Raw genomic sequence first — 25,280 nt, 5'->3', positions numbered from 1 at the left:
TGATGGTCTGCCGGAACAGCGAATTCGGGAACCGGCGCCACCTCTACCGCCACAGAATCGGGTGCTGTCGGCGTTGGCCAAGGCTGGTTGCCCGCTGCAGGCGATCGACTTCCCAGGAGGCGACGATGTCCCGGGCCGCGGCGGGATCGTGAAAACCTTGAAGATCTGTGGACGCAACAAGTTCGCAGTCGCTCTCCAGGCTAATAATTCCCACATCGTCCGGTCTCGACCTGCTGGTCACCACATCGGCGCGCGGCCAGATGCAGCGGCACATGGTTGAGGTGGAACCGCGAGCGCTAATCCGGAACGACATCCCCCATTCAGCGCGGATCTGGAACTTCTGGATGGGCGGCAAGGACTACTGCGACATCGATCGGATTGTCGGGGGCGAGTGCATCAGTGTGTACCCGGACATCACCACGATGGCGGTGCAGTCGCGGCAGTTCTTGGTCCGCGCGGTCGATTTCGTCGCCCGTGACGCCGGTGTCCACCAGTTCCTCGATATCGGCTGCGGCTTGCCGACTTTGCTGAACACCCATGAGGTAGCCCAGGCTGTGGCGCCAGTGGCGAGAGTGGTTTACATCGACGATGATCCGCTGGTACTCGCATACGCCCGAGCGTTGCTGATCAGCACGACACCGGAAGGCATCACAAGCTGCGTGTATGGAGATTGCCACGAACCCACGCAGATCCTCTACCAGGCGCGGAACCGACTGGACTTCACCGAGCCCGTCGCGGTGATGTTCATGGGGGTGCTCGGCCACGCCCGCAGCCACGACGACATGCTGCAAGCGGTGCGCACCGTGATGGCCGAGATGCCCTCTGGCAGTTACCTGGCCATGTGGGACGGCACCGACGACAGCCCGGCCTACGTGGAAATGTGCCGCCGCTACGGCACGGCCGGTGCGACGCCCTACGTTCCTCGTCCCCGCGAGGAGATCCGCGCCGCGTTCGACGGTTTGGAATTCGTAGAACCGGGCTTTGTGCCGATCACGCACTGGCGTGCCGTCGCCGCCGAAGTTGGCCAGACCACACCGGTCTCGGCCTACGGCGCAGTTGCACGCAAACCATGAGAATCAAGGAGCCACGACTTGCGAGCAGTCCCGCTTTCCCTTGACCCCACGGATCTATGAACCGCTCGAGGTTTCCGGCGCGGCGCGGGCGCGGACCGGTGACCAGCAGATCACCCGCAAGCGCATCCTCCACTCGGCGCGCGCGTTGTTCCTTGCCCATGGCTTACGTCCACATCGATCGATCAAATCGCCGAGCGCGTCGCCTATACACGAGGCGCGGTCTACAACAACATCGACTCTCACGAACGGGCTGGGACTACCGACAAGGCTAGCGACCCGACAGACCCCCGCACAGCGCAACGGCTTCCAATAATGACTGGAGCGCAGCGGCGTGCGGCATCACGATGGTGCGATGGGCGAGATCACGGGCACCGTGGCGCGAATCGCATGGGCGGACCTGCCACGGCCGGTACGCGCCGAACTCGAACGCCGCCTCGGTGCACGGGTTCGCACTGCTGCCTCCCAATCGGGTGGGTTCAGCCACGGCATGGCCGCGCGACTGCTGTTGGATGATGGCCGCAGGGTGTTCGCGAAAGCGATCAACTGCGCGGACAACCTGTCAGGCATGTACCGGACCGAAGCGCGGACCGCAGCACGGTTACCGCGCACGGTGCCGACTTCGTCAGTCCAGTTCACGGTCGACATCGCGGGATGGTTCGCCGTAGTGTTCGACGACCTCGACGGCCGCCACCCCCGACTCGAACGGCCGACCGAGTTGCGTGCGGTCCTCGCCACAGTCGAGCAGTTGACCCACACACTGACACCCAGCCCACTGTCCGATGCGCCCACGATCGCCGATGGCTACGGGCCGCGCCTGAACTGCTGGCGGCGATTCGCCGGGCAGGGCCCGCCCTCCGACCTCGACAGCTGGTCGCTGAGCAACCTCGACCGGTTGGCCGAGTTGGAATCGACCTGGCCTGAACACGCCGCCGGTGACACCTTGTTACACACCGACTTACGGCCGGATAATATGCTGCTGCGTCCCGAAGGGGGCGTGTCGGTGATCGACTGGGCGTGGCCGTGCGTCGGCGCAGCCTGGATCGACCTCGTCTCGCTGGCGCCATCGATCGCGGCCAGCGGCGTCGACCCGGACCCAATCCTTGCCGCGCATACGTCGACTCGTGATGCCGAGCCAGCGGCGATAGACGCGTTTATCTGTGCGCTGGTCGGCTACTGGGAGCACAACCGCCGCCAACCCGGCCCACCACGATCACCAAATCTTCGCCGCCACCAAGCGCACTCGGCACAGGTGTCACGAGCATGGCTGAGGCGACGGCTGGCATGGCTGTAGAGACGGCGTCGCGATCAGCTCACTGGACAGAATCTTCGAGTCGTCGCGACACCGCCTGACCGTTGATCCAATTTGCCGAGGCCCTGTTCTCTTTCTGCGGCAGCAGCACGGCCGGCCCACATCGCGACGCGATCTTGGGCTGACTTCAAAACCTGGTTCGCCACGCTTAGTGTGGCGTGGCGGGACCCCAAGGGCTACATCGTCGCCGCCACGAGGCGGCCCGATCGTCGGTGATTCATCGCGATACGTGTTTGCGCTGAGGGGTCGGCGGGATGGGATCGCTCATTGACAGCCGGAGGTATTGACCACTGGACTGCAAGCTCCATTTCGCGTAGTAGTCGGCAACGGAGTCATCTGCGAACAGTCCGACGTGGCTGATCCCGCATGTACTGGCCCATTCGATCAAGCGGTTGATGATTGCTTGACCGATGCCGTGACCGTGAAAACCCTCTGCGACAACGACATCCACAATGGTGGCGTACACTGCGCCGTCGCCGTCGCCGTCGCCGTCGCCGTCGCCGTCGCCGTCGCCGTCGCCGTCGCCGACGCCGACGACCCGGCCCATCCCGACTGTGATGCCATCCCGTAGGGCGACGACACCGAACAGCGACTGTGCCAGCGCTGCCTGGCATTTCGACCGCGAAGGACTCGCCCATCCGACTGACTCACGCAGAGATCGATACTCCTCGACGGTCGTGGTTCGATCTATGATGGCGAATTTTGGCGGCATCATCGGGGCATTGCTGCGACAGTTGTGTCGTCCCAGTAGGCGGTGTCGCGGCCGTAGTTCGGTGTGGTGTAGGCCGTGTCCCAGGTGGCACCTGGTTCTATCAAGTCTCTCCATGGGGCGACTTCGACGTAGAGGACGCGCATCGAGTTCAGTGCTGCGTAGTGCAGCGCTGGCCCGTCGGTGGCGACGGCGTTCTCGGCTACGGCGACTTCGAAGTTGTGCTCGAGGCCCGCCCGCACGGTGGCTTCGACGCACACGTTGGTTTGCAGACCGGCGACGATGAGTCGTTGAGCGCCGAGGCTGCGCAGTATCGGCCCTAGTTCGGTGTAGGCGAAGAAGTTATGTCTGGTCTTGTCCAGTACCACATCGCCGGATTCGGGTGCCACCGCATCCATCAGTTGCGAGCGCCACACCTTTTCCTCCGGTGGCAGGTGCGGTACGCGTAAGGCCCGATATCGGCGGTGTCGCGCGGCCCGCGGGTTGAATGCCAACTGCCCTGCCGGGCTGAGGGTTTGGCGTGAGTAGATCACAGGTATATCGGCGGATCTGGCTGCGGCGAGCAGGGTTGCGCACTCGGTGACCACCTCGTGCAGCCGCCAGATCGGTGGCCACCCCAGCGCGTCGCGTACATCTTGGACCAGATAGCTGTTCTGCAGGTCGATCATGAGCAGCACGGTGCTCGGCATCGAAACGCTCCCTCCCGCTGGACGCGGATATTGATTGTGTCGATGGCTGCTCGAGCTGTCGACGCTGTCGAGTGTGGTGGTCGTGACGTTGAAGGCGGTCGCGCGGGCCTGCGGCCGCGACTGGTTCCCGGGTAGTTGCAGGGCTGAGACGAACTGAGTCCATACAGCCTCCCGTATAGATAAACCAGTGAAAACGGAATCCCACAGACCAGCACTGCACTGCCGGATCCTCGTTCCGACCTACGATGCCAGCCCTGCCGCTCGCGGACATCGCCATGGAGTCCGCGACAGTTGCCGTCGCCGAGTCCGTACGCGCAACCATGTTCGGGTTGTCCGGCCCGACTCGTCCCGGAGATAGCTCCGCCACCGTGTCCAGTCATCATGCGACGGCACGACAGCCTCGCGGGTCTGCTGGACGCTCTGATCACTCGCGCAGAGGCAGGCAGCTAGCCGTAAGACACCGATCCAGTATCCGAAAAACCGCGAAAATGCTTGGAACACCGTTTATTTGACGACAGAACCAGCGACGTGGCGCCAGGGTGAACACATGGGTCCGCTACTAGACTGCCTGGCTGGAGACGGCCGCACGTGCCGTCGGAGGGTTGGGCTCGGTCTGGCAGTTCGTTCATTCCACGCCACCTTGATTCCATGATTCGCAGGAAGGATTGCGCCTGATGTCCGAGAAGGTCGTCAAGGAGAAGGTACTGGTCTACGTCGTTTACGACGGAAAGCTGCTGGTGTTCCGGCACACCGACTACTCGTGGGAGGAAGTCGGGATTCAGGTGCCCGCTGGCAGCATTCGCGCCGGGGAAACGCCCGAAGATGCGGCGCTGCGTGAAGCGCGGGAGGAGACCGGGCTGTCGGACTTCAATATCGTGCGCAAGCTTGGAGAAGCCGAGTACGACATCAGCCCCTACCGGTTCGAGATCCAGCACCGGCACTTCTTCGAGTTGGAGTTGTGTCAGGACGCGCCGGACCGGTGGGCAAGCCAGGAAGACCACGACGGCGAGGCAGAGCCGACACGGTTCGAATGCTTCTGGATTGCGCTCGAAGCCGCCCACGTCCTGCAATCGGGACAGGGCGCTCTGCTCGGCCGCCTCGTCGATTGAGCCAGACCAAGCCACCGATTCTGGTTGGGAGTGAGCCCTGTGAACGGGGACAACGACAGCCCGTACCTGACGATGACGCAAACCGGAACCGAGACAGCGGTGTCGGTCATCCGCAAGCTGCGCGGAGAGACCTGCGACATCGACTGTCTCTACTGCTGCCTAGCCTGACAGCTTTGCGATTATTCCCTGACGCCGGCTTTGCCGAGTTGACGGTTGTAACGGTGCGGGCGGGACACGATGGATGTCCCCTGAGGGTGTTCGCTCGTCGCGCACTGACGTAGAGTGCAAATTTGGGCCGACCGCGCTGGCCCGCACCGTGCCGGACACCGACGCCCACGCCGTCACCGGGCTGTTCACGGTCAAGGTCTGTGATCGTGCGGAGCGTATGTTGTCGTGCCTGGAAACTTTGGAGGCGCGGAGCGTGGAAAGCCGTGCCGCACAAGGAGTTCCGGATGACCCGCGATTACTGGCGTAAGAAGACGGTGCGCGACCACGCCGCAGCGACCGACAGGACCTATCTCGACGCAGCTACCTCCATGCGCGCCCATCCGGCGGGAGTTGCCCTGGCCGGTGATCTGCGCGATGCCCTGGCCGCAGGGCTCGACGCGGCGGCATGGCCCGTCGAGATTGAGCACCACCCGGAGGCGACCGGACTGCGTCTGTATGCAGGGTTCGCGACGATCTCGGTCGAGCGGCAAAACGAGTTGTCTAGTTTCACCGGTGACGAGCACCCCGACGACCCCGACACATTCGACCTGTCCATGCCGCTTCGCGTGATCGTGTGGGCCCCGCTCGTCGTCGACTTCTCCGAGGAGTTGGGCCGGGTCCGCGGCGTCGACGCCCAGGAGATCCCAGCCGACGGTGGTGTATCCCGGATCATCGCTGAGATCGACCGCGTGGTGGGGCAGGCGCGTCAACGCGATCATGCCGACACAGCCGTGGACACCGACTGCGGAATCTGTGGGGACTCATACGCCGCATCGGCGCTATTAGAGCCCACCACGACCAGGGTCAGTGTCTGTCCTGCGTGCGCATTCGACGGCGATCTGCTCGGTGCCCATCCTGCCCAGCTCGCATTCCAGCTCGACCAGGCCGCCACCACGAACCTGGCACTCGTGGCTGGCTGGGCGGGAGTGCAGGCTCTGTTGTGTTGTCTGGGCGGCGCCGACTTCCACACATGGCTGACCGAAGAGTGGGAGGCAGCGGGAACCGTTTTCAGACCACTGGAGTGGTGGCACGATCCAGGAAGACGTGGATCTGGCTGCCTCCGGCGGATCGTCGGCCGAGCGTGTTTGCCGATTTCGGCTGCGGCGCCTCCCTCAAACACATTGCCGCCGCGATCGACCAGGCCCACCCGGGTCTCCGCGCTCTCAGCCGAGCCAATCGAGCGGACGAGGTGAGCGAATACCTGGACGACGGCGAAAGCGACGATCTCGATGACACCACGCTGGAACGGATCTGGCCCGCGGCTGTCGCCTACACTGTCGCCCTGCTCACCCAGAAGACCGAACGCCCGAATCACCGCACGCCCTGGCACGTGATGGAGTCATTCGAACTCGCGGAGTGGATCGACGAACTGGAATCCGATCTCGACTATTACCAAGTGGAATCCGTTCTGGGCGCGGCCATTCCGACCATCCTTCATGCCCTCGACCCGGTCGACCAGGAGATCTGAACGGTGAACGCCTGGAGAGCGCGATCGCGGACCTGATCCGTTCAGACGACACCCAGTGGCCTTGACCCGATGCCATCGATCGCACGATCAGCGCCTGGCAGTTCCTGCGACGCATCCACTTTGACAACGCGCCGGATCATCCGCTCCACGACGCACTCGCCGCCGCGGGTGACCGCTACATCCTTCAGGCCATGATCTTCCTGCCCGCCAAGACAACGATGTGGATCGCCCCTGGCCTCGTCACCGTCGTAGTCGGCGCTCGCGGCACGGTAGAACAAGTTCCGCTCCTCGACGAAAGCCCAGACGGCGACCGCTGACCCAGTGTCGCGCTCAACCTAATTGGTGGACTGTGCGCGGACCTGGGATTGCCGTTCACGGACAGAAGGTGGCTCTTTCGAGTCGAACCGGTCGTCATCGGCGTAGACGCTGTGCTGTATCTGCCGCTATGTCTCTGGCGTGCAGGCTCATTGAGATCGATGTCATGGGTCGGCGGTCACCGTTTGGCGTCAGTTTGGTTACAGTGGATTGCGGTGGGGCTCAGGCCCGACGGACTTCGTTCGCCATGGGGGGGATCGATTGTGGCCATTGTTCTTTCGTGTCCGGTGTGGTGTGTGTGGCATCGCGATCCGGGTGAACCCGGTACTCGTTGTGTGCATTACGGTCCGGAATTGTCAGTTCCGGTTTCGGGGATGGTTTCGTCGAGTGCGCAGCGGCGTGTGTTTGTACAGTTGACTGCCGTCGACTGTGATGGTGTGCGGCACCGCGTAATTGATCTCGTCGTGCCAGGGGTTGGTCATGTGGAGTTGACCTCCGGGCAGGCGCGTGCGCTGGCTGAGTGGTTGATCGTCGGGACCGAAGTGTGTGGTGTCGCGTCCGCGGTGCCGATGTGTCGGCCGTTGTGGTGTGTCGATCATCGCGACCTGGATCCATCGGAGCCGGGTGCGCTGGTGGAGCATTACGGTCCGGTGGTGTCAGTGAAGGTGTCGGGGCCCGAGCTGTCGGCTGCCGTCGGGGTGCGGGTGAAGGCGGCGGATATCGACGGGGATCGGCATGTTTTCCTGGAGTTGATATTGCCGGACGGGCTCACCAGCGTGACAGAAGCACAGGCATGCAAGATCGCGGCGAACCTGCTCGATTCAGCGGATGTCTACGACGGCCTCTTGTGACGACAGTGCGGAGGTCTCTGGATCGGTGTGGCTGGGTGGTATCGGGTGCGTGCGGAATCGACGGGTGCGGCCGTGCTTAGTCGTGGGGCTCGGGGATGCGGCGGAGCCGCGGCCGGTATCGGCTCGTTTCGGATGAACAGCGCCCGACCCGTGGCGTGACAAGAATATTTCGCGTGACACATGGATAAGTGGTGGCGAGGTCGGCGACCAACGGTTCTGCTGTTTCGTTCAGTATTTACAGTCCGAGGTCATCGTCTGGAAGGTGATTGACAGGCTCGGGGTGGTTGGTGCTGTTTTCACAGTTGAATTCGTCTGCTGGTTCAGCGTGCTGTCGATGGTGTTGTTCGTGTGCTTTCTGGGTGTTTGTGAGGTTGCGGCGGCGGCGTTGCTCGGCGTGGTATTCCTCGAGCTGTTGGTTGATGTCGGCGATGCGGGTCCGGACTTCTTCACTGGTGTGGGTTCCCGCTTCGGTGTGGTGTTGGTCGGTGTCTGGTGCGTGTTCAGGGGCGGTGTTCAAGAGTTGGTCCCAGCAGTCGGGGGTGCCGGCGAGCAGGATGGCGTCGCGTTTTGCCTGGCGTGCGGCGGCGCGTGCGGCGCTGTGTTCGCGGTTGCGCGTGGTTTGTTCGGCGATCAGAGTGTCGATGCGGGTTTGCAGTGCTCGGCGTTGGCCGCGCCGGTAGGTGGGTGTGGCGTCGAGATCGGCACGCGCGTCGTGGAGTTCGGTCGCAACGGCGTGGAAGGCCTTGGCGGCGGTGTGGAGTTGCTGGTCGGCGGTGTGGGCGTCGCGGATCGCCTGTTGTGCTGCTGTGTGGCGGCGGGCGAGATCGTCTGGGTCGGGTGGGTGCTGGGGTGGGTTGAACAGGAATGTCTCGGTGTCGGCGAGGGCGAGGCGTTGGTGTAGTTGGGCGATGTGCTCGTCGAGTTGAGCGTCGGTGAGCACGTAGAGCGGATTGTCGAATGCTGGATCGGCGGGGTCGACCGAGCGCGATGGCTGGGTGGTGTCGGGGAGTGGGTGATCGTGGAGCCAGGCTTCGATCGCGGCTCGGTGTGCTGGGTTGCGGGTGGCGCGCCAGTCGCGGCGCAGCATCGCGCGGGCGGCGGCGGGGGGTTTGGTGGCGGCGATGTGGGTGCAGCGTGCGGCGACGTGGTCGGCGGGATCGTGGTCGGGGATGCCTTGCTGGTCACTGTCGCGGCATTCGCCGCACAGCCCGTCGTCGGCGCGGCGCGGCAGCACGGGAGAGGCGTCGGTGCGGGTGCGTTCCAGACCACAGGCGACACAGCCCAATCCGCGCGTGTCGGACAGGGCGGCGCGGTCGTAATCGAGTGGGCGGTGCTTCGGGCGCGCATCGGGCAACACTGGCCGGTAGTAGTGATGCAGAACTCCATCCGGAACTACGTTGTCGTAGGGCTGGTCGTCGACGTCGGCGCGGGTGTCGTGGTAGCCCTGCTCGGCTCGGCGGGCATCGATCTGTGCGTCGGTGAGTTGTTCGCGGCGTGCATCGGGGTTGATGTGGTCAGGGTGGTCACGGGCGACTTCGCGGTGTCGGTCGCGCTGGTAGCCGGGTTCGGCTGGGCGGGTGGGGGTTTGGTAGACGTGCGGGTCGCTGTCCGGTGTGCATGCCTCGATGAGTGCCCGATGCTCGGGCAGACGCTCGGCAGCCCACCGCAACCGTGCGCGAGCGACGGGAAAGCTGTTGCGGTACAGAGTTTCTGCGATGTCGGCGAGGACGGTGTGTTGTTCATCGGTAGCGATATCGGCGAGCTCACCGAACGCATCGACGCCGACAGCGATCTGGCCGGTGCGGAACAGTTCGGCCACCTCGCGAATACGGTCAGGGAACTCAGCGGCGTCGGTTTCAGCTCCGATGTCTACCTCGGAGGCCGGTGGTGACGCAGGTTCGGGGGGCATTGTCTGTCGGCCTTCCTGGTTGTATTCGGGTTGCGGTGGTGCATCAGGGGATGTGGTGGACTCGGGCAAATCCGCACGACCAGGCGCGTCGGCGGCGGGAGCGTTGGTGCGTGGGGTGGGTGTGTGGTGTAGGAGTGCGTCGATGCGCCAGGCCAGCGCACTGGCGAGTTGGTCGGGGCGCAGGCCGGAGGTGTCGTCAGGTTGGGCGGCGAGGAGCAGTTCGTGCGCGGTGGCGAGTAGTTGCTGCGGTGTCCATGTGGTGCCGGTCGCGCGGTCGATCGCAGCGACCACACGCGGCCACGCCGGGTCGGCGATGACGCGGTCGGCGGCATCGTCACCAAGCACGGTGCGCAGATCGGTGATCCAGTACGGGCGCAGGTTTCGGTGGTCGAGACCGGCGTCGAGGGCGGAGGGCTCCAATTCCAGGCGCGACCACAGCGCGGCGGCGGGCATCTGATCGGGCAGCGGCCGCAGCGCCGCGGCGTCGGTGAGCAATGCCTCGATGTCGATTCCGGCGCGGGAGGCGACTTCGATCTTGTCCGCGAGGACGGGCCAATACGGGTCTTTCACGACGCGGGCCTCCAACCGCTCGATGGTGGCGGCCCACTTGTTTACCGGCAGATGGATGTCGCCGAGCGCATCGGTGACTTGTTCGTCGAGGAGCTGTTGGTGCTCACGTTCGAGCGCGCCGTAGCGTGGTGGTCCGGTGGGGCGCATGTCGCGGTCGTCGACATGCAGACTGGCGCGCCAGACCGCGAGATCGCCGAGCAGTCCCGGATCGGTGCCGACGAGAGGTCGAGCCCAGTGCGGCGCTGTGACCGGAGTCCACCAGTGGATGTCGCAGCGGATCTGAGCCGCGAGTTCGCCGACGATGCCTGCGCGCGGAGTGACTTGTGTGGAGTCTCGGTCTTCGCGCAGACCGCGCGGGATTCCTTGTGCCCACGGCAGCGGTCCGGTGCCGGTGGAGTGCGCGCCGGAGGGGTCCAGCCGCCAGTCCAATACCGCGGCAACATCATCGGCGGTGTCGAGTTCCCGCGCGCCTGCGGCGGTGTGCAGGGCAGCGATCGGGTCGGCCCCGGACAGCGCGATCATCGCAAGGTGCTGACGCAACACGGTATAGGCGGGGCTGTCGGTGAGGTTCGGGCGCAGTGCTTCCGCGGCGGTGTCGAGACGGTCCAGGCCCTCAGTGCCGAGGGCGTGTTCTGTGGCGACACCGAGCGCGTCGAGGTAGATATCGAGTGCGCGACCGATCCGAGCGCGCGGGTCGAGCGCGTCACGCAGTTGGGTGTGTGCCGATTTTTGTGCGCCGTCGCGGCCGAGGATGCGCAGTAAAACTTCGACCGCGGTGTGCGGAAACACCGCTGGTTCACTCCAAAACGAGCCCTCACTGCCGTCCAACGCGGTCGGAATGTAGGCGTGGTTGGCGTACACACCGCGCGTCATCGCGACGTAAAGCTGCTGCCGAGATTCATTTCCGGTGAGCGCGACATGACAGGTATCGGCGGTGATTCCCTGCGCGGAATCGATCGTCGTGGCGTACCCGAGGCGCACATGCGCGGCGACGTAGTCGGCGGGAAGCCGCACACTCGCACCGCGTTTTCCACCGGAACGCAGGTGCGTAGCGGTCAAACTGCCGTCGCCGTGGACAGCGGTGACGGTCCAGGCATAACCGTTGCGCACCCAATCACTCGCACCCAGACGCAGGCGTGGATTGTTGCGGCGGGTGCGGATCGTGTCACCGACCGAGGCCGCCAAGCTGTCGGCGAGCTCGCATTCCGCGCCGGCTGCGCCACCGCTGCGTGTGATGCGGTCCGCGCGAGCGCGGGTGTTGAGCGCTTTCACCACGTCGTGGTTTGCGGCGAGCATGATCGCGTCGCGGTCGGCGAGATGGTCAGCGGCCCAGGCGGTGTAGGTGTCATCGTGGGTCGCGCCGTGATGGCCCGCATGTATGCGAGCGTTGTCGAGATACCAGCCCAGGGCGGCTGGGTCGCCTTCGCGCAGTTGCAAACTGGCCGTTGCTTCGGCTGTGGAGGCGAAGCGCACGACGTGGGTCAGTGTCAGGGTGTGCTCGGGTGCGGCGGCGTTCATGTCGGTGTCCGCGCCGCCGGCCTCGATCGCGGGCAGCTGCTGATCGTCGCCGATACAGCGGATCGTCGCCCCGCGAGAAGCCAGAAACCGCAGCAGTCGTAGGCGTTTGAGGTTGCCGAGCTTGACATGCTCGTCGACGATCACCAACGTGTCGGAATCGATTTGCAGCACCCATTCCGGCAGCGGCGGCGGGACATCACGATCCACAGCTGGGTTGTCCGGACGCGGTGTGTGACGAGACAAGACGTCGAGGACCTTGTCGACGGTCTCGACCCGGGCACCGATCGACTCACCCAGCACCGCGGCGGCTGACGCGGTGGGTGCCAGGCCGAGAACTTGTCCGCCGCTGGTGTGCCAGGCGTCGGTGAGCACAGCCATCGCAGTGGTCTTGCCGGATCCGGCGGGGGCGTTGGCGGTATGCACCCGCAACCCCGAGGTCGCGAAGCCTTCGACGACACCGACCTGCCCGGCGTTCAACGGCCTATCCGGATGCAGCGTGTTGTAGTTGCGCACCGCCGCAGCCACCATCGCGGGGGTGAGTTGGCGGGCACCGGACTGCACCGACAGCTCGATCAACTGCTTCTCCACCGACAACGTGTGCGCCGAGGTGAACAGCTGCGAGCCCGCGGCGGTGTAGACGCTGGAGCCGTCGCGACGCCGCAACAGCTCGGGCACCGTACGCAATTCGGGTGCGTCAGCGACATCGGGGTCGCCGCGTTCGATCGACTGGGTCGGCGACAGCGCTTCGGTCAGTACGGCTTCGGCGGTGTGTTCCCAATCCTGGCCGTGGATGCGGCCGCGGACCTGCCGCTCGACTTCGGCGCGCACATTGTTGGGCCGCCAGGTCGATCGATGCTCCGCCACGACCTCCAGCACGCGCTCGGCGGTGTGCGCGATCCACTGCGCCGATACCGAAACACGCGGCGCACGAATCGGATTCAACGCCGCCACGATCATCCGCGACAGTGTTTCCCGGCCGCCGAGCACCGCCACCGCCTCTGCCCGCCAGCTGGTGCGTTGTTCGGCGAGTGAGCGCAGGTGGTGTTTGGCGGGGCGGGTTTCCAGGGTGGCGCGCTGGGCGAGGTCATAGATTTCGCCGGGGATCGGTTCGCGCCCGAACCGGTGTTGGAAGTCGGCGGCGAGCTCACCCAGACGTTCCTTGATCGCGGCCTCGCGCCGCGACCACACCTCGATCAACCGGGTTGGGATGCCGACGATTTCGCGGATCGGCCGCTTGGTGGGATCGGTACCGGCGCGTTCGGTGAACTCCACACCGACGAGATCTTCGAGATGATGCTCCAGGCGGGTGTTGTAGATCTCGGACACGGTGACCACAGCGTGGTAGATCGCGGCACCATCGAGGGTGCGCCATTTTCCGTCGAGCGTGCGCACCCGGTTCGCGATCACCACGTGCGTGTGCAGGTCAGGATCCCCGGCACGGCTATCGCGGTGGGTGAAACACGCCGCGACAATGCCCTCGACATCGACCTGGCGCACACCGTTGCGTCCCAACCGGGTGAAGACCGCGTGCTCCTCGAGCCACTTGAGCGCGTCGCGCACCGCGCGCTGGTGCGCGAGCTCGATCTTGCCCGCGACGGTGCGCGGGGCCAGCGCCCACAACACCGAGACGCTCTTCACCGGTGAGAAAGTGATATCGAAACCCGCGACCGCAGTCGTGCTGGGACGCGAGTTACGCGCCACCCACCCCGACAATTCCCGCGCATCCAAGGGCGGACGATCGTAGGTTTCGCAGAACATTTCAAACGCGACACGAGTACGAATACGCGCGCGTTCGTCATTGCTAATAGCGTCCTGAGGGTCGAATCCGTGCGCGGAATTGTATTCGGTGAAGGCTTTCGAACACCGTTTCCGGAACTCGGAAACCTCCGCATAGACCCGGAATGGGTTACCTAAACGCGACGCGTGATCGGCGGCTTGTGTCGCTTGTTTGTGCGTGGCACCCTTGTTGATCTCAGCGTCGTAGACACGTGCTTCGATCACTTCCGCGTTCGGATGACGCCCCAGTCCGAGCAGGGATTTCAGCTGTTCTTCGGTGACTTCCTCACCGAGTTGCAGGCCTAACGCGGCAAGGCCCGTGCCGTGCCAGCGGCCCGGAGCTTCCCCATGAGCTGAGTAATAGTCAGCGAGGCTGGAACGGCCGCGAGCCGAAACATCATTCGCGGCGACATTGCGCAGATAATATTGATACCCATTGCCTGCCGCGACTTTATGAATCGTCGCGGTCATATACCCATCAAGCACCCCACCGGCCATTTACGCCAGGGGTTGGAATTGACTATTTTTTCGTCAAATCAAGCATATTCCCAGGTCGTTACCAAATCGTTTGTTGGTGGAGCGGGACTATCGCAACCCGAGACTATCGGCGCGCATGGCTGTGTAGTGTGCCCAGGTTTGAGCGGAGAGCGCGGCCCATCTGGCCGCGGTGGTTGGGGAAAGTCCGAGTAGCTCGGCCAGGACTGGGGTGGGCATGGCGGCTGCGAGGTGGAACAGGGCGGCTTTGCGGGCGTGGCCGGGCCGGATGCCTCGCGCGACGAGGTGGCCGCGAATGTTCTCTGTGACCAGGTGTTTTCCTGGGAGGCGGCCAGGGAAGAGCCAGCGGCCGTCGTTGGCGTAGGAGGCGGGCGTGCCGGTGGTCAGGTGCTCACGGATGAGTTGGTCGAGAGGTTCGGGCATTTCGATGGGAATGGTGTCGAAGGTGATGGTGACGGTGCCGTCGGGGTGGAGGACGGCCTGGTCGTGGTGCATTCGGGCGATGCGTGAGAGTGGCTGGGCGAACAGGAGCATGAACAGACCGGCGACGCGGGTGTAGAGCCGGATCGTGGTGTCGTGCAGCAGTGTTTCGACGTGCTGCCAGCGTTGTTCGTCGCCGAGTTCGACCTGTAAATCAGGCCGCTGCGGGACGGGAATCAACAGGTCGTTGGTGAGCTGGGTGTGGTTGGTCCAGTCGATAAACCGGGTCAGAGTGGTGCTGCGGCTGGGGTGCTGGGCCAGGTAGCGGTCGAGATCGGCCTGGGTCGTGTCGGCGAGTGCGCGGTGGTGCTGGTCGAGCCAGATGAGAAGGCGTAGAGCGGCGAGGAAATCGGCGCGAGCGTTCTGGACGGCGCCTCTGGTGATCTTGCCGCGTGCTTCAAGCAGTCGCAGACGTCGCAGGATATGCCAGCGGGCGAAGCGTTCGACCAGGTCGGCGTGGTGTTTGGGAAGTTCTGGCAGGAGGCTGCCGAGCCAGTGGGTGGTTCGTGCGACCAGTGGTTCGTAGGGTTCGAGAACGCCGGTGGCGGTGAGCAAGTCTCGGATGTAGTTGATGTTCCGGGTGCTGGGGAGGTCTTCGAAGGTGGTGTGGGCGATGGGCAGGTCTCCCAGCGCCATCGCTTGCAGGATCTCGGGGCAGCTGGATCGTTTGATGAGCCAGGTCAAAGTGGATTGCGGACGTCGACCGGCCATCCAGGCGTCGAAGACCGGCCGAAGACGCGGATGGACCCTGCCGCGGTGATCGGAGAGGAGTTCGGTGGCGCGTCGGGCCAGTGTGCAGCGGGCGCAGAGGCGACCGTAGGGGTTGTCCTCCCGACCGCATTGCGGGCAGGCGAAGATCGGTTCGTTGTCTGTGCATGCCGCGCATGCCGGTCGATGTTGTGCGTCGTGGAAGGCCAGTACTTTCGGTTCCGCGCAGCCGGGACAGGCTCTGACGTCTCGGCGAACTCGCAGATGGCAGGCATCGCAGATGGGTTCGCCGAGGACTTCGCGGGTGCGGTTGCAGGCCTGACCGCAGCGTGAACAGGTAGTGCGCGGCAGAGGAATCCGGTCCCTCACTCGGCGGGGTCGTGTGGCCGTCGGACAGTGGCCCGGATCGGACGTAGCTCCCCGATGCCCAGGCCTTCCTCGCTGCGGCCATCGGTTCCGGTGTCGGCCTGTTCGGCAGGTAGAACGATAGGCTCGAGCAGGTCGTTGGGTTGGCAGTTGAGGATGTCGCAGAGAGCCGCGAGCAGGTCGGTGTTGATCCGTTGCGGCGGGGTCGTGACCATCTTGTGGACGTATTGACGGGTCAGGCGGACCCCGCGCTCGGCCAGCAGAGGCACCAGATCGCTGGTTTGGAAGATTCCGCGGGTCGCCATGACCTGCCGCAGATGCCAGCGCATGACGACCCGTCGCGTGCTCACGAACTCTCCTTCGGTTCCCTCGGTCGAGGCGCGTGTGGGTAGACCCTGCTCAGCGCTGTTCGCAGGGTCTGTTTCTTGAAGTCGTTGCTGACCGAAGCGTAGATCGCGGTGGTGGACGCGTAGAGGTGTCCGACCTGTTCCTGGACGAATCGCTCCGGATAGCCGAACTCGATCAAGTGGGTCACGTAGGAGTGTCGCAGGCAGTGCAACGTCAATTCCGGGGACAACCCGGCGCCGGTGCGGATCCGGGAGAACCGCTTCTCGAAGAACGCGCCATCGATGCGGGTGAGGCGTTCGGTGACCCAAAGGGCCTGATGGTCACCGGGGTTGAGGATGGGGCGGGCCTGCTCGACCCACTGGCGCATCCCGGCTACGACCCAGTCGAACTCCGGCACCGTCACCACGGTGCGTCGCCGCGGTGCGCTGCCTCTTGTCGCCTTGCCGTAGCGCACGTGCAGCGACCCGTAGGTGCCCCACTCGGGCATGTGCGGGTTCGGTCGCAGGTCGACCACGTCCAAGCGGCAGAGTTCGTTGCGGCGCAATCCCTCTCCAGGGTTTCCTGACCTGTTGCAGGACGTTGCCCAACCGGGGTAGTCCCGCCGGTGCTTCGGCGATTCTCCGTGGGTGTGGTGCTCGTGGCTGGTAGTCGTATCGGGTTGCCGACCAGAAAGCGAGCATCTATGCGGGCATTTCCGGTGAGTTTGCCGTCCGGGCAGCGGTATTGGACGGTGCTGGACGAGGAGTTGCGGATCGTCGGCGTCGCCGACGAGTATTTGCGGCATCTGCGGTTCGGCCGCGACGCGGCCGAATCCACGACGAAGGCGTATGCGCACTCGATCACGTTGTTCATGCGCTGGTGCGCCCGGTCGGGCCGGACCTGGCAGGCCGGGGTCGAGCAGTTCGCCCTGTTCATGACGTGGCTGGCGCATGCCCCTGCGTCGGCTGATGCCGCGACGGTGGTCGCGGGTCCGGGTGCGGCACTGCGATGCCCATCGCGGATCAACGGTGTGCTGACCGCAGTGCGGGGCATGGTCGTCCACGCGATCGCGGCCGGTCACGGTGAACCGGGACTGGTGGCGATGCTGTACGAGGTAGCCGACGATCGCGACCTGCCGGCCGAGGCTCGCGGCGAGGACGGGCGGATGGCGTGGCGGATGCGAGTGCGGCATCGGCTGCCCGAGCCGGAGACGATGGTCGAACGAGCCAGTGACACCCAGATCGTCGCGCTGCTGCGCGCGTGCAGGTCCGCGCGGGACCGGCTGATCGTGCTGCTTTTGGCTCGCGCCGGGCTGCGGCGTGGGGAATTGTGCGGGCTGCGCCGCAGCGACGTGCATCTGCTGGTGGACTCGCGGCGGCTGGGTTGCGAGGTTGAGCGTGCGCATCTGCATGTGGTGCGCCGCGAGGACAACCCAAATGGCGCCGTGGCAAAGTCCCGCCGTCAGCGGGTGGTGCCGCTGGATTTCCTTGTGGTGCAAGCCTTCGATACCTACGAGTTCGAGCGCATGCGCATCCCTTCTGCTGCCAGCAGTGATTTCGTGTTCGTCAACATGTTCCGCGGAACCATCGGCGCGCCGATGCGCCCGGACGCTGTCGCGGAGTTGATGGCCGCCGCGTCGCGGCGGGCCGGGCTCGACGCCCCGGTCCGGCCGCATCAACTGCGGCATGCCTTCGGCAGCAACGCCGTCGACGCCGGAGCCGGCATCGACGTGGTCGCCGACCTTATGGGACACGCGTCGATCACGTCCTCCCAGGTCTATATTCATCCGGACTCCTCCAGGCTGCGCGCGGCCGTCGACTCCGTGCCCAGTCCCCGCGAGCTCGGCGCGGTGAACCGATGACAGCCGCCGTCGTAGACCGCGCGGTCGAATGGAACGGCCTGGAGGCGATCGAGTTCCCGCATGTGCTCGCCGGTGTCGGTCTCGCCGGCCCGGCTGCGGTGCTGGCACGAGCACTGGATAAGGAGCTGCTGGCCGAGGCCGGGTGGGATCCGGTCGCCCGGATTCTGTTCCTGCCTGCCGAACATCGGCTTCTCGGCCGGAAGGTATGCCGGGTCCACCAGTGCATCGGGACCGCCCACGACGATTACCCAGACATCTGCCACCGGTGTTTCACCAGGCTGTCCCGCATGGGCATGACCATGGCCGAGATCACCGCCAGCGATGCGCTTCCTGCCGCGCCGCTGCCGGCGCCGCGCTGCGCGGTCCCCAAATGTCGACGCCTGCCGATCGTTCCGGGTGCCCAGTTGTGCGAACCTCACGCAGCAAACTTCCGCGCCAGGCGCATTCGTGTGAGCGTCGCAGAGTTCGCGCGGCATCCGCGTGTTCGTCCCCACCCGCTGTCGCCGGATTGCTTGGTTTCGGCGTGCACCCGCGCCGCTGACGGGGCGGTCGGTTACTGCGGCACGCACTTTCAGCGGCGGTCGGTAGCCCGTCGCGATGATCCGAATATCGACGAACGATCCTGGCGGACAACGGAATCGGGAGTGGCTGAACCAGGGCAGGTGAACCTGCGGGCACTGCCCGAGCTGGTGGTCGTGGAGGTGCTGATCGGCATGCAGGCACGCCTGCGTGACGGGTTGCGGCTCACCGATGTCGCGATTCGGGCAGTCTGCGACACCCTGCGCCGCCACCAGGTCGCCACCATCCACGACTGCGATCCGAAACTTGCCCCCGACCGGCGGCCGAGGTCGATCATGACGTCGTTCACCCGCGACGTGCGCCGGATGCTCACCGACCCCGGCATCGAACAAGCAAAGGACACTTGGGATCTGGCCATCTTCGGTCACCCGGGGAGGCTGTCGTTCACCATGATCACCCAGCCATGGTTGTCCAACGCAGCGAAGCGGTGGGCGGCCGAGCAACTGCCGCACCATCGAGGCAGTGGCGCATCGCGGGTTCGCGGCAAGATCAATAACATGGGGCGGCTGTCCGAACACCTCGCTCGCCGGCCCGACCATGGTCTGGATCCCGCCGCTCTCGGACGCCCCGATCTGGAAGGGTTCCTCAACCGGCTCGGCCACCTGGAAGCCACCGGACGAATCGGCCGCTATCAACGCAACATGATCTGCCGCGACGTGCGTCAGGTGCTCGCCGGAATCCGATCCCTGGGCCTGACCCGGCCCGGTCAGCACGCGGCCGGACTGCCTGGCGACTTCGCCGTCGAACACGTCGACATCCCTGCCGATCCCGAACGCGGCGAACCCGGACGCTGCCTGCCGCCAGAGATCATGACAGTGCTGTGTGCCAACCTCGACACCCTCCGGCCTGCCGAGGTCCGGGTCGCCACCCAGATCGGCATCGACACCGGCCGCCGTCCCGAAGACATCCTGAACCTCACGCTGAACTGCCTCGACTACGACAAGGACGGCGGCCCAGTGCTGGTCTACGACAACATCAAAGCCAACCGGCTCGGCCGACGGTTGCCGATCAGCAAGGCCACCGCCGACGTCGTCATCGCCCAGCAGCAACGGGTCCGGGAACGATTCCCCGACGCACCCTCGGCGCAGCTGAAGCTGTTGCCCACCCGGTATCGGAATCCCGACGGGCGCAAGGCGATCAGCAAAACAACCCTGCAAGCGCGTCACCGCGACTGGCTGGCCACGCTGCCGACATTGCGCACCCGCGACGGCGTCGACTTCGACAAGTCCCGGGTCGTGCCCTACGGATATCGCCACACCTACGCCCAAAGACATGCTGACGCCGGGGTTCCGATCGATGTCCTGGCCGAGCTGCTCGATCACCGCAGCTTCTCCGTGACCCGCCGCTACTACCGCATTGGGGAAGACCGGCGCCGCGCCGCGGTCGACACCGTCACCGCGCTCAGTTTCGATCGGCACGGCAACCGGATCTGGCGTGACGCGCGGATGCTGCTGGAATCCGAACGCGTCCGTCACGCCGTCGGCGAGGTCGCCGTCCCCTACGGCACCTGCACCGAACCTACCAACGTCACAGCCGGCGGAGGAGCCTGCCCGGTCCGGTTCCGCTGCGCGGGCTGTGATCACTTCCGCACCAACATCGCCTACCTGCCCGACCTGCAAGCACACCTCGACGACCTGCTGCGCACCCGGGAACGCCTGTCGGCCGCCGTCGACGGAGTCGACGACTGGGCCCGCGTCGACGCCACACCAACCCAGGAAGAAATCACCCGCATCCGGCGGCTGATCAACCGGATCAAAAGCGACATCGCCGACCTCGACGAGGACGAGCGCGCCCACATCGACGAGGCGGTCGCCGTCGTGCGCCGTCACCGCGCTGCCCACAGCGTCCCGCTCGGCATGCCGACTCTCACCACTCCCACCACGGAGGCCAGCGCATGAGTTCAACGAAATCTGCCCGCGCGCAACACACCACGAGCTCCGGCCCGATGCTCGACGGCCGCCGCAACGACTCGATGCGCCGCCGCCAACGCGTCATCGCGATACTCGACCGAGCCGCGGCCGACGGCGAGCAGCCCAGCACGGCCGCCATCGCTCGCGCCGCCGGAGTCGACCGAACTTTCCTCTACCGGCACCGTGACCTGCTGGAGAAAATCCATGCGCTGCAAGCAGATCCAGCCACCACGTCCGGGACCGGACCGGCGGTAACCCGTGCCTCGCTGCAAGCCGACCTTCTCGCTGCCCACGAACGCGCTGCACGGCTCAACGCCCGGGTCCAGCACCTCGAGAAACGGCTGTCCGAAGCACTCGGCGAACAGACGTGGCGCGAGTCCGGGCTCGGCGCACCCACCGACATCGACGCCCTCCACCAGCGGATCAACCAGCTCGAACAACACAACCTCGACCTGCAGCAGCAACTCGAGGAACGTGACCACGACATCGCCGCAGCCCGCGCCACCAACTGCGAACTCATGGCCCGGCTCAACACAACAACCCGAACGCGATGACACGCCGCGAGCCCGCTTGCACCACGGCTGTTGCGACCGCTAGCATTCCTCGCATCAGCCTCTGAACTGCACAAATTCAGAGAATCGCGGAAGTGCACGCGGCTGGAGCCCCGGAGAACAGACCGTAGGCGTAGGCGGTCTTGATCATCTGCGCGTCGCGCAGCGCCGCGAACGCGCCTTTGCGACCGGAGTTGGCGATGACCTCGACCCGTTGGTCGAGGTAGTCGAACAACCGCTGTAACTCGTCGTAGGACAACGGCCGCCGCTCGGGCCGGCCTTCGTAGTTGAGCAGGTGCGCGGTGGTGTTCCACTCATGGCAGATCTGAGATGGGATCTGCCCGAACCGATCTCGGCATTGACGCACCCACTCGTAGCGCTGATCGGTCAGATAGTCGCAAAACATGCGAAGCACCAAGTGGTAGCCCCGAATCGTCGACGGTGCCAGCCGGCCACCGCTGTCGGAGGTCAGCGAGACCGTGAAGTCCTCGACATCGGAGGCCGTCCACTCCCAGGGATAGGTTTCCGCGAAATTCCGGAACCGCTTGATCAGCGCGATCCGCGGTTCGATCGTCGTCACCGCCAACATTCGAGACCTCTGCTGGTTCTCCCAGCCGAGGAGCATGCCCTCGAAAACCGCGGCGGCTTCATCGAGATGCCGCACTCCCTCGACCAGGACCAGCCCTGCCGATCCAGGGACCTTCGTCAAGAAACCACTCCAGCCGTCAACGGAAAAGCGACAATGTCGCATCACCGTAGCGACAGCTGCTTGCTCGTCAAACTCGTCCAGGTCGACAGGATCGCGGTAGTCCCGACACGTCCGATAGTCCACCTGCGTGACCTCGAACTTGTCTCATTTCCGTCGATAGTCCCGCTTAACCTCCTGGATGCAAGAGGTGTGCTTGTGAAAAAGAGATAAAGAGAGGGAGTAGGTGAGTAGTAGGAGGAGGAGAAGAAGAAGTCGCTGGGTGGTGATGGGGAGCGTAGTGGAGGGGGTGGCGAGTTGTGAGGTGATGGTGGAGGGGATTGGGTTGAAGGGGCGCTGGTAGCTGGTGGTGCCGGTCCGTCGCGGGAGTGGGCACCGCGACGGACCGGGGTAGCGAGAGACGCTGGTGGTCTGGGCGGCGGGGAGCCGCTGTGCCGAGCGGTTCTGGACTACCTCGTGCCGGGCTCGGTGGTGGTGGTGGTGGTGGTGGAACACCGGCAGTGGCAGCGAGATTCGGTGAGGGGGCGCGCCCAGTGCACGCAGATGGCGAACCAGCACAGGACCCAGATCGAGGAGTAGTGGTCGGAGAGGAAGTCGAGCCAGGGGTGGGGCACGGCGTGTACCTCCAAGTCGGAGCGGGAGTGAGGGGATGTCGGTGGTGGCGTCCGGTCCGCAGTTCGAGCGCTCAGTCGAGTGGTGCGGCGATGCGCATCCACCCACTGGACTCGCAGGCGTAGTAGCGGTCCTCGATGGCGACGACGTCGCCGACCGACAGCGACCGCAACGGTTTCTCGGCCCACGCGTCGGCGTGGGCGTGGTCGTCGGGGTGCTCAGGGTGGCTGTTGAACGCGGCGAAGGCGCGTTCGAGAATCACCGCGTCGGCCGGGGCAGCTGCGGTGGTGACGTTGTATTCGTAGGCGAGGACCAGCGGCGCGTCGCGGGTGTAGCCGTGGAGCAGGGAGTGCGGGTCGCGGTTAAGGAACACTCGCACGGTGACGGCACGGCGGTGCGGTGCGAATGCGCGGCGCAACGCTCGGGTGAGGCGGCGGAGGCCGGTCGGATATCGGTGCATCACGAGAGCTCCTCGAGGTTCGAGTTGGTGGTGGACCGGTCCGCCGTGGGCGCGAGGCAGCCACGGCGGACCGGCGATCAAAGGGAGACAGCGGATGTCGGGTCAGGCCGCTTGGGACTGACGGGGCCGGGCGGGTACGAGGCCGAGATCGATCCGGCAGGTGAGGCAGTAGTTGTCGGTGTGGATGACGGTGTAGCGGGTGCAGCCGTCGCAGCGGCCGTGACGCTGATCGGCTCCCAACTTCGCCCGCCGGTTCCGCGCGGCGGCGCGGGGACGCGGTGCTACCTCGGTGGCGGCAACCTCGGCGGCGCGCTGGAGCGGCTTGGCCGGGTTCGGGGTCAGCTCGGGATGAGCGGCGAGGAAGCGCGTGATGTGGCGGCAGATCGGGTGCGGTGCCGCCCGGTGCCACACCTCGACGATCAGAGCGTGCGCGGCCGCAGGGTAGGTGGCGGCGAGGAATTCACAGCGAGAGACCACGAAATCCTCGGTGGTGAACTCCTCGGGCAGCGGCGCGATCCCGGGACGGGCGTCGGCGCGGCAGGAATCGCAGAGGCCGTCATCGGAAACCAACTGTCCGCCTCGAATGTGGATGGGCCGCTGGTCGGTCATGGAGCGTTCGATGAAGCAGGACACGCACCGCCACCCCATGACCGGGACCATCGCTGCGTCGTCGTAGTCGAGGCCGTTGCCCTGGTTCGGGATCTTCGGACGGGCGTCGTCACGCACCCGCAACCCGGTGCGGGCATCGGCGAATGCCTTCGCCTCGTCCTCGGTGATCCGGCCACCGCGCCGCGGCGCACCACCCTGCCCGCGTCGGCGCGAGCGCCGATCCCGCGCTGCTGTCTCGTCGTGGCTGTCGAAGTAGTCGCTGGCGCGTTCGTCCAACGTCTCGCCGTCGCGCTCGCCCTCGTGTTGGGCGTTCCAGGCGGCGCGGTGCTCGGTGTCGTACTGGCCCGCAACATAGTTGACGTAGACGCGGTCCCACAGCTCGGTGGCTTCGGCGTGGTCGCGGGCATACCGACGGCGCTGCCGCTTGGCGCGCTCCTCGTCGGAATCGGGATCGGGCACCGGAACATCGATCGGGCGCTGAGGCGGTTCGGGCGCGGCGTTGGGATCAGCGATGGTGGTGCCGTCGGTGAACATTGTGCCGGTCACGTACCCGGTGAGGATTGCCTCGGTCGCGATCGCATACGGCAGCAGGTGGGCACGGTGATCCCCAGGAGTGCTCGGCGTCGGGACCGGGCGGGCTTGGGTGCGCGCGGCGACCTTGTCGGGGGCGAGGCGGGCAGCGTCGGTGGCTCGCGAGGGCGCACGCTGGGTGATCAGCGGCCGGTAGCGGTCACGTACTGGCATCGGCGGGAGTTCTGCGGCGGTGTAGGAGACCTCGAAGATCTCCGGTAGCTCTCGGGAGTGCAGGCCGGGGTCGGTGTCGGGGGTGCAGCGGTTGATCAGCTCCCGCCGTTCTGGGTCGGCTGCCTTCCACATCGCGTCGAGCCGTTTGTGCGCGGTCGCGAACGGGTAGCGGGTGAAGGTGTCGGTGAGCTCGTCGAGGAACGCACGCTCGGCCGGTGTCGCGAGAGCGAGTACATCGGGGAACATTTCGCGCGCGAGGCGCGGGCTGTCGAGGTGGAAGAGGCGGTCCAGGTGGAACAGAGCATCGAGGAAAGCGCTGGGCATGACGAATGTCCTGTCTCGCGAGGAAAAAGGAAACCCACCCCGAGAGATCGCGTGCGCTTTTCGCAACACGAGGGGTGGGCGGCTGGTCGGGTGACCCGCCTGAAGGGCGATCGACCAGGGTGGTGAACGACGCGGCGGAGGGAACGCGCCGAAACGGGTGGGCGCGAATTTCGCGCGCACACAACCCAACCCGCACCCGAACCGGTGGCGGTCGCGCCGGAGGGAAATTCGTGCGCGCACGGGCGCGGGCCCGCAGGCGCGGCGGGCACCGCCCTGGTAGCCCTTCAGTCAGGCGGGGCGCTCGACCAGACGAACACCCCGGACACCCAACCCAAACCCCTTCCTTTTCTTGCTTTCCTGGGCGGGAAGGTCAGGCCACCAACGGTGGACGCTGCGCGAAGTAGGCATCAGCGTCGGCCTCGGCGCGGCGGCGACGCTGGGCGGCTCGCTCGTCGCGGGCACGGTGCCGCAACACACTCGGTCCGAGAGGGTGGGGCGTGTGGCGTGCGCGGCGAGCCGCGACCGCCTCCGGTGTTTCGCGCCTGGCATCGGTGGTCGTGCTCGGGGTCGCGTGCAGGCGAAGATCGTGACCGGGCTCGCGGACCGGAGTGCGCGCCCACGGACCGAGTTCGACCTCCACCGGGATCTCGATGGCGTCGGCCAGGGCGTAGAGGCGCTCGTCGGGATCTGTGCAGGGGGCGGATCCGTTGTCGGGTATGCCGATACGGGCGTTGGTGATCGAGACCACCCGCGCCAGTGCCGTTTCCGGGGAGTTGGCGAACCCACGGTGGATGAGACCGAGAAACCCCCAGTCGGCCGGGGTGAGGGTCTTCAGCGCCTGCCGGAATTGTTGGCGGGCCCGGCAGGGATCGGTGTCGATCAGCTCGGCGAGGGCGGCGATATCGGTCAACATGGGGGTCACCGCGATCGCGGTGTGGGAAGCAATGGTCACGACAGTTCTCCTGATCACGGAAGTAGAATGGACACAGCGGGATTCGCGTCAGCGGTCGAGGCGGTGCCCGGCGGCATCAACCCGCCAGGCACC

At 65.6% G+C, this 25,280-nt stretch carries 21 protein-coding genes; 9 read left to right on the top strand and 12 right to left on the bottom strand.

Translation table 11 applies throughout. The features are described 5' to 3' along the window. Window positions 1–167: 167 nt before the first annotated feature. Both ACQP1G_RS37590 and ACQP1G_RS37585 read left to right on the top strand, forming a co-directional pair. Window positions 168–1,073, top strand: coding sequence for an SAM-dependent methyltransferase (locus ACQP1G_RS37590; protein ID WP_433194424.1), 906 nt, complete (start codon window positions 168–170; stop codon window positions 1,071–1,073). Window positions 1,074–1,425: 352 nt separating this feature from the next. Continuing rightward, complete coding sequence (locus tag ACQP1G_RS37585; RefSeq protein ID WP_433194423.1) at window positions 1,426–2,364, top strand: phosphotransferase; 939 nt, start codon at window positions 1,426–1,428, stop codon at window positions 2,362–2,364. 235 nt (window positions 2,365–2,599) lie between these two features. Here the strand turns inward: ACQP1G_RS37585 and ACQP1G_RS37580 are convergent, their stop codons facing one another. Both ACQP1G_RS37580 and ACQP1G_RS37575 read right to left on the bottom strand, forming a co-directional pair. Beyond that, window positions 2,600–3,094, bottom strand: a complete 495-nt coding sequence (locus ACQP1G_RS37580; protein ID WP_433194422.1) for a GNAT family N-acetyltransferase — start codon at window positions 3,092–3,094, stop codon at window positions 2,600–2,602. Next, entirely contained in the window at window positions 3,094–3,780 is a 687-nt protein-coding gene (locus ACQP1G_RS37575) for a cysteine hydrolase family protein (protein WP_433194421.1), read from the bottom strand. The genes ACQP1G_RS37580 and ACQP1G_RS37575 overlap by 1 nt, the downstream gene beginning before the upstream one ends. 674 nt (window positions 3,781–4,454) lie before the next feature. Between ACQP1G_RS37575 and ACQP1G_RS37570 the strand changes: the two genes are divergently transcribed. The 3 genes from ACQP1G_RS37570 to ACQP1G_RS37560 all read left to right on the top strand — a co-directional run bounded on the left by ACQP1G_RS37570 (window position 4,455) and on the right by ACQP1G_RS37560 (window position 6,564). Then, window positions 4,455–4,889: an NUDIX hydrolase gene (locus tag ACQP1G_RS37570; RefSeq protein ID WP_433194420.1), complete on the top strand. Its 435-nt coding sequence runs from the start codon at window positions 4,455–4,457 to the stop codon at window positions 4,887–4,889. 452 nt (window positions 4,890–5,341) lie between these two features. Beyond that, entirely contained in the window at window positions 5,342–6,289 is a 948-nt protein-coding gene (locus ACQP1G_RS37565; protein ID WP_433194419.1) for a hypothetical protein, read from the top strand. Then, window positions 6,286–6,564 carry a hypothetical protein gene (locus tag ACQP1G_RS37560; protein WP_433194418.1) on the top strand — a complete coding sequence of 93 codons (279 nt, stop codon included), beginning with the start codon at window positions 6,286–6,288 and terminating at the stop codon, window positions 6,562–6,564. Before ACQP1G_RS37565 ends, ACQP1G_RS37560 begins: the two co-directional genes overlap by 4 nt. Window positions 6,565–6,605: 41 nt before the next feature. Here ACQP1G_RS37560 and ACQP1G_RS37555 read toward each other — a convergent pair whose 3' ends face one another. Beyond that, entirely contained in the window at window positions 6,606–6,842 is a 237-nt protein-coding gene (locus ACQP1G_RS37555; protein ID WP_433194417.1) for a hypothetical protein, read from the bottom strand. Window positions 6,843–7,361: 519 nt separating this feature from the next. Between ACQP1G_RS37555 and ACQP1G_RS37550 the strand changes: the two genes are divergently transcribed. Then, the gene (locus ACQP1G_RS37550) at window positions 7,362–7,730 is read left to right on the top strand and encodes a hypothetical protein (RefSeq protein ID WP_433194416.1); all 369 of its coding nucleotides are present in this window, start codon (window positions 7,362–7,364) and stop codon (window positions 7,728–7,730) included. 235 nt (window positions 7,731–7,965) lie between these two features. On the opposite strand, the gene mobF is transcribed toward ACQP1G_RS37550, so the two are convergent. The 4 genes from mobF to ACQP1G_RS37530 all read right to left on the bottom strand — a co-directional run bounded on the left by mobF (window position 7,966) and on the right by ACQP1G_RS37530 (window position 16,444). After that, window positions 7,966–13,974, bottom strand: coding sequence for a MobF family relaxase (mobF, locus tag ACQP1G_RS37545; RefSeq protein ID WP_433194415.1), 6,009 nt, complete (start codon window positions 13,972–13,974; stop codon window positions 7,966–7,968). 114 nt (window positions 13,975–14,088) lie between these two features. Continuing rightward, complete coding sequence (locus ACQP1G_RS37540) at window positions 14,089–15,114, bottom strand: hypothetical protein (protein ID WP_433194001.1); 1,026 nt, start codon at window positions 15,112–15,114, stop codon at window positions 14,089–14,091. A 437-nt stretch (window positions 15,115–15,551) separates the two neighbouring features. Beyond that, a complete protein-coding gene (locus tag ACQP1G_RS37535; RefSeq protein WP_433194000.1) occupies window positions 15,552–15,902 on the bottom strand; it encodes a helix-turn-helix domain-containing protein in 351 nt (116 codons plus the stop codon). Next, window positions 15,899–16,444, bottom strand: coding sequence for a tyrosine-type recombinase/integrase (locus ACQP1G_RS37530; protein ID WP_433193999.1), 546 nt, complete (start codon window positions 16,442–16,444; stop codon window positions 15,899–15,901). Before ACQP1G_RS37530 ends, ACQP1G_RS37535 begins: the two co-directional genes overlap by 4 nt. Window positions 16,445–16,582: 138 nt before the next feature. Between ACQP1G_RS37530 and ACQP1G_RS37525 the strand changes: the two genes are divergently transcribed. From ACQP1G_RS37525 to ACQP1G_RS37515, 3 genes are read left to right on the top strand one after another with little or no spacing between them, the layout of a single operon-like run. Continuing rightward, on the top strand, window positions 16,583–17,740 hold the full coding sequence (locus ACQP1G_RS37525) for a tyrosine-type recombinase/integrase (RefSeq protein ID WP_433192224.1): 1,158 nt from the start codon (window positions 16,583–16,585) through the stop codon (window positions 17,738–17,740). After that, entirely contained in the window at window positions 17,737–20,217 is a 2,481-nt protein-coding gene (locus ACQP1G_RS37520; RefSeq protein ID WP_433192223.1) for a tyrosine-type recombinase/integrase, read from the top strand. Before ACQP1G_RS37525 ends, ACQP1G_RS37520 begins: the two co-directional genes overlap by 4 nt. Beyond that, on the top strand, window positions 20,214–20,783 hold the full coding sequence (locus ACQP1G_RS37515; protein ID WP_433192222.1) for a hypothetical protein: 570 nt from the start codon (window positions 20,214–20,216) through the stop codon (window positions 20,781–20,783). The genes ACQP1G_RS37520 and ACQP1G_RS37515 overlap by 4 nt, the downstream gene beginning before the upstream one ends. Window positions 20,784–20,859: 76 nt before the next feature. Here ACQP1G_RS37515 and ACQP1G_RS37510 read toward each other — a convergent pair whose 3' ends face one another. The 5 genes from ACQP1G_RS37510 to ACQP1G_RS37490 form a co-directional block, all read right to left on the bottom strand. Next, window positions 20,860–21,489 (bottom strand): hypothetical protein, encoded by a 630-nt coding sequence (locus tag ACQP1G_RS37510; protein ID WP_433193998.1) that lies wholly within the window; start codon window positions 21,487–21,489, stop codon window positions 20,860–20,862. A 446-nt stretch (window positions 21,490–21,935) separates the two neighbouring features. Then, on the bottom strand, window positions 21,936–22,100 hold the full coding sequence (locus ACQP1G_RS37505) for a hypothetical protein (protein WP_433194414.1): 165 nt from the start codon (window positions 22,098–22,100) through the stop codon (window positions 21,936–21,938). A 71-nt stretch (window positions 22,101–22,171) separates the two neighbouring features. Further along, on the bottom strand, window positions 22,172–22,561 hold the full coding sequence (locus tag ACQP1G_RS37500) for a hypothetical protein (protein WP_433194413.1): 390 nt from the start codon (window positions 22,559–22,561) through the stop codon (window positions 22,172–22,174). 99 nt (window positions 22,562–22,660) lie between these two features. Continuing rightward, entirely contained in the window at window positions 22,661–24,235 is a 1,575-nt protein-coding gene (locus ACQP1G_RS37495) for a hypothetical protein (protein ID WP_433194412.1), read from the bottom strand. 370 nt (window positions 24,236–24,605) lie between these two features. Continuing rightward, window positions 24,606–25,187 carry a hypothetical protein gene (locus ACQP1G_RS37490; protein WP_433194411.1) on the bottom strand — a complete coding sequence of 194 codons (582 nt, stop codon included), beginning with the start codon at window positions 25,185–25,187 and terminating at the stop codon, window positions 24,606–24,608. Between the last annotated feature and the right edge of the window lie 93 nt (window positions 25,188–25,280).

It is taken from the genome of Nocardia sp. CA-107356, from assembly GCF_050946365.1.
Taxonomy (GTDB): Bacteria; Actinomycetota; Actinomycetes; order Mycobacteriales; family Mycobacteriaceae; genus Nocardia.
The sequence above is the reverse complement of the archived record's forward strand: the minus strand, read 5'-3'. Positions and strand labels throughout refer to the sequence as shown.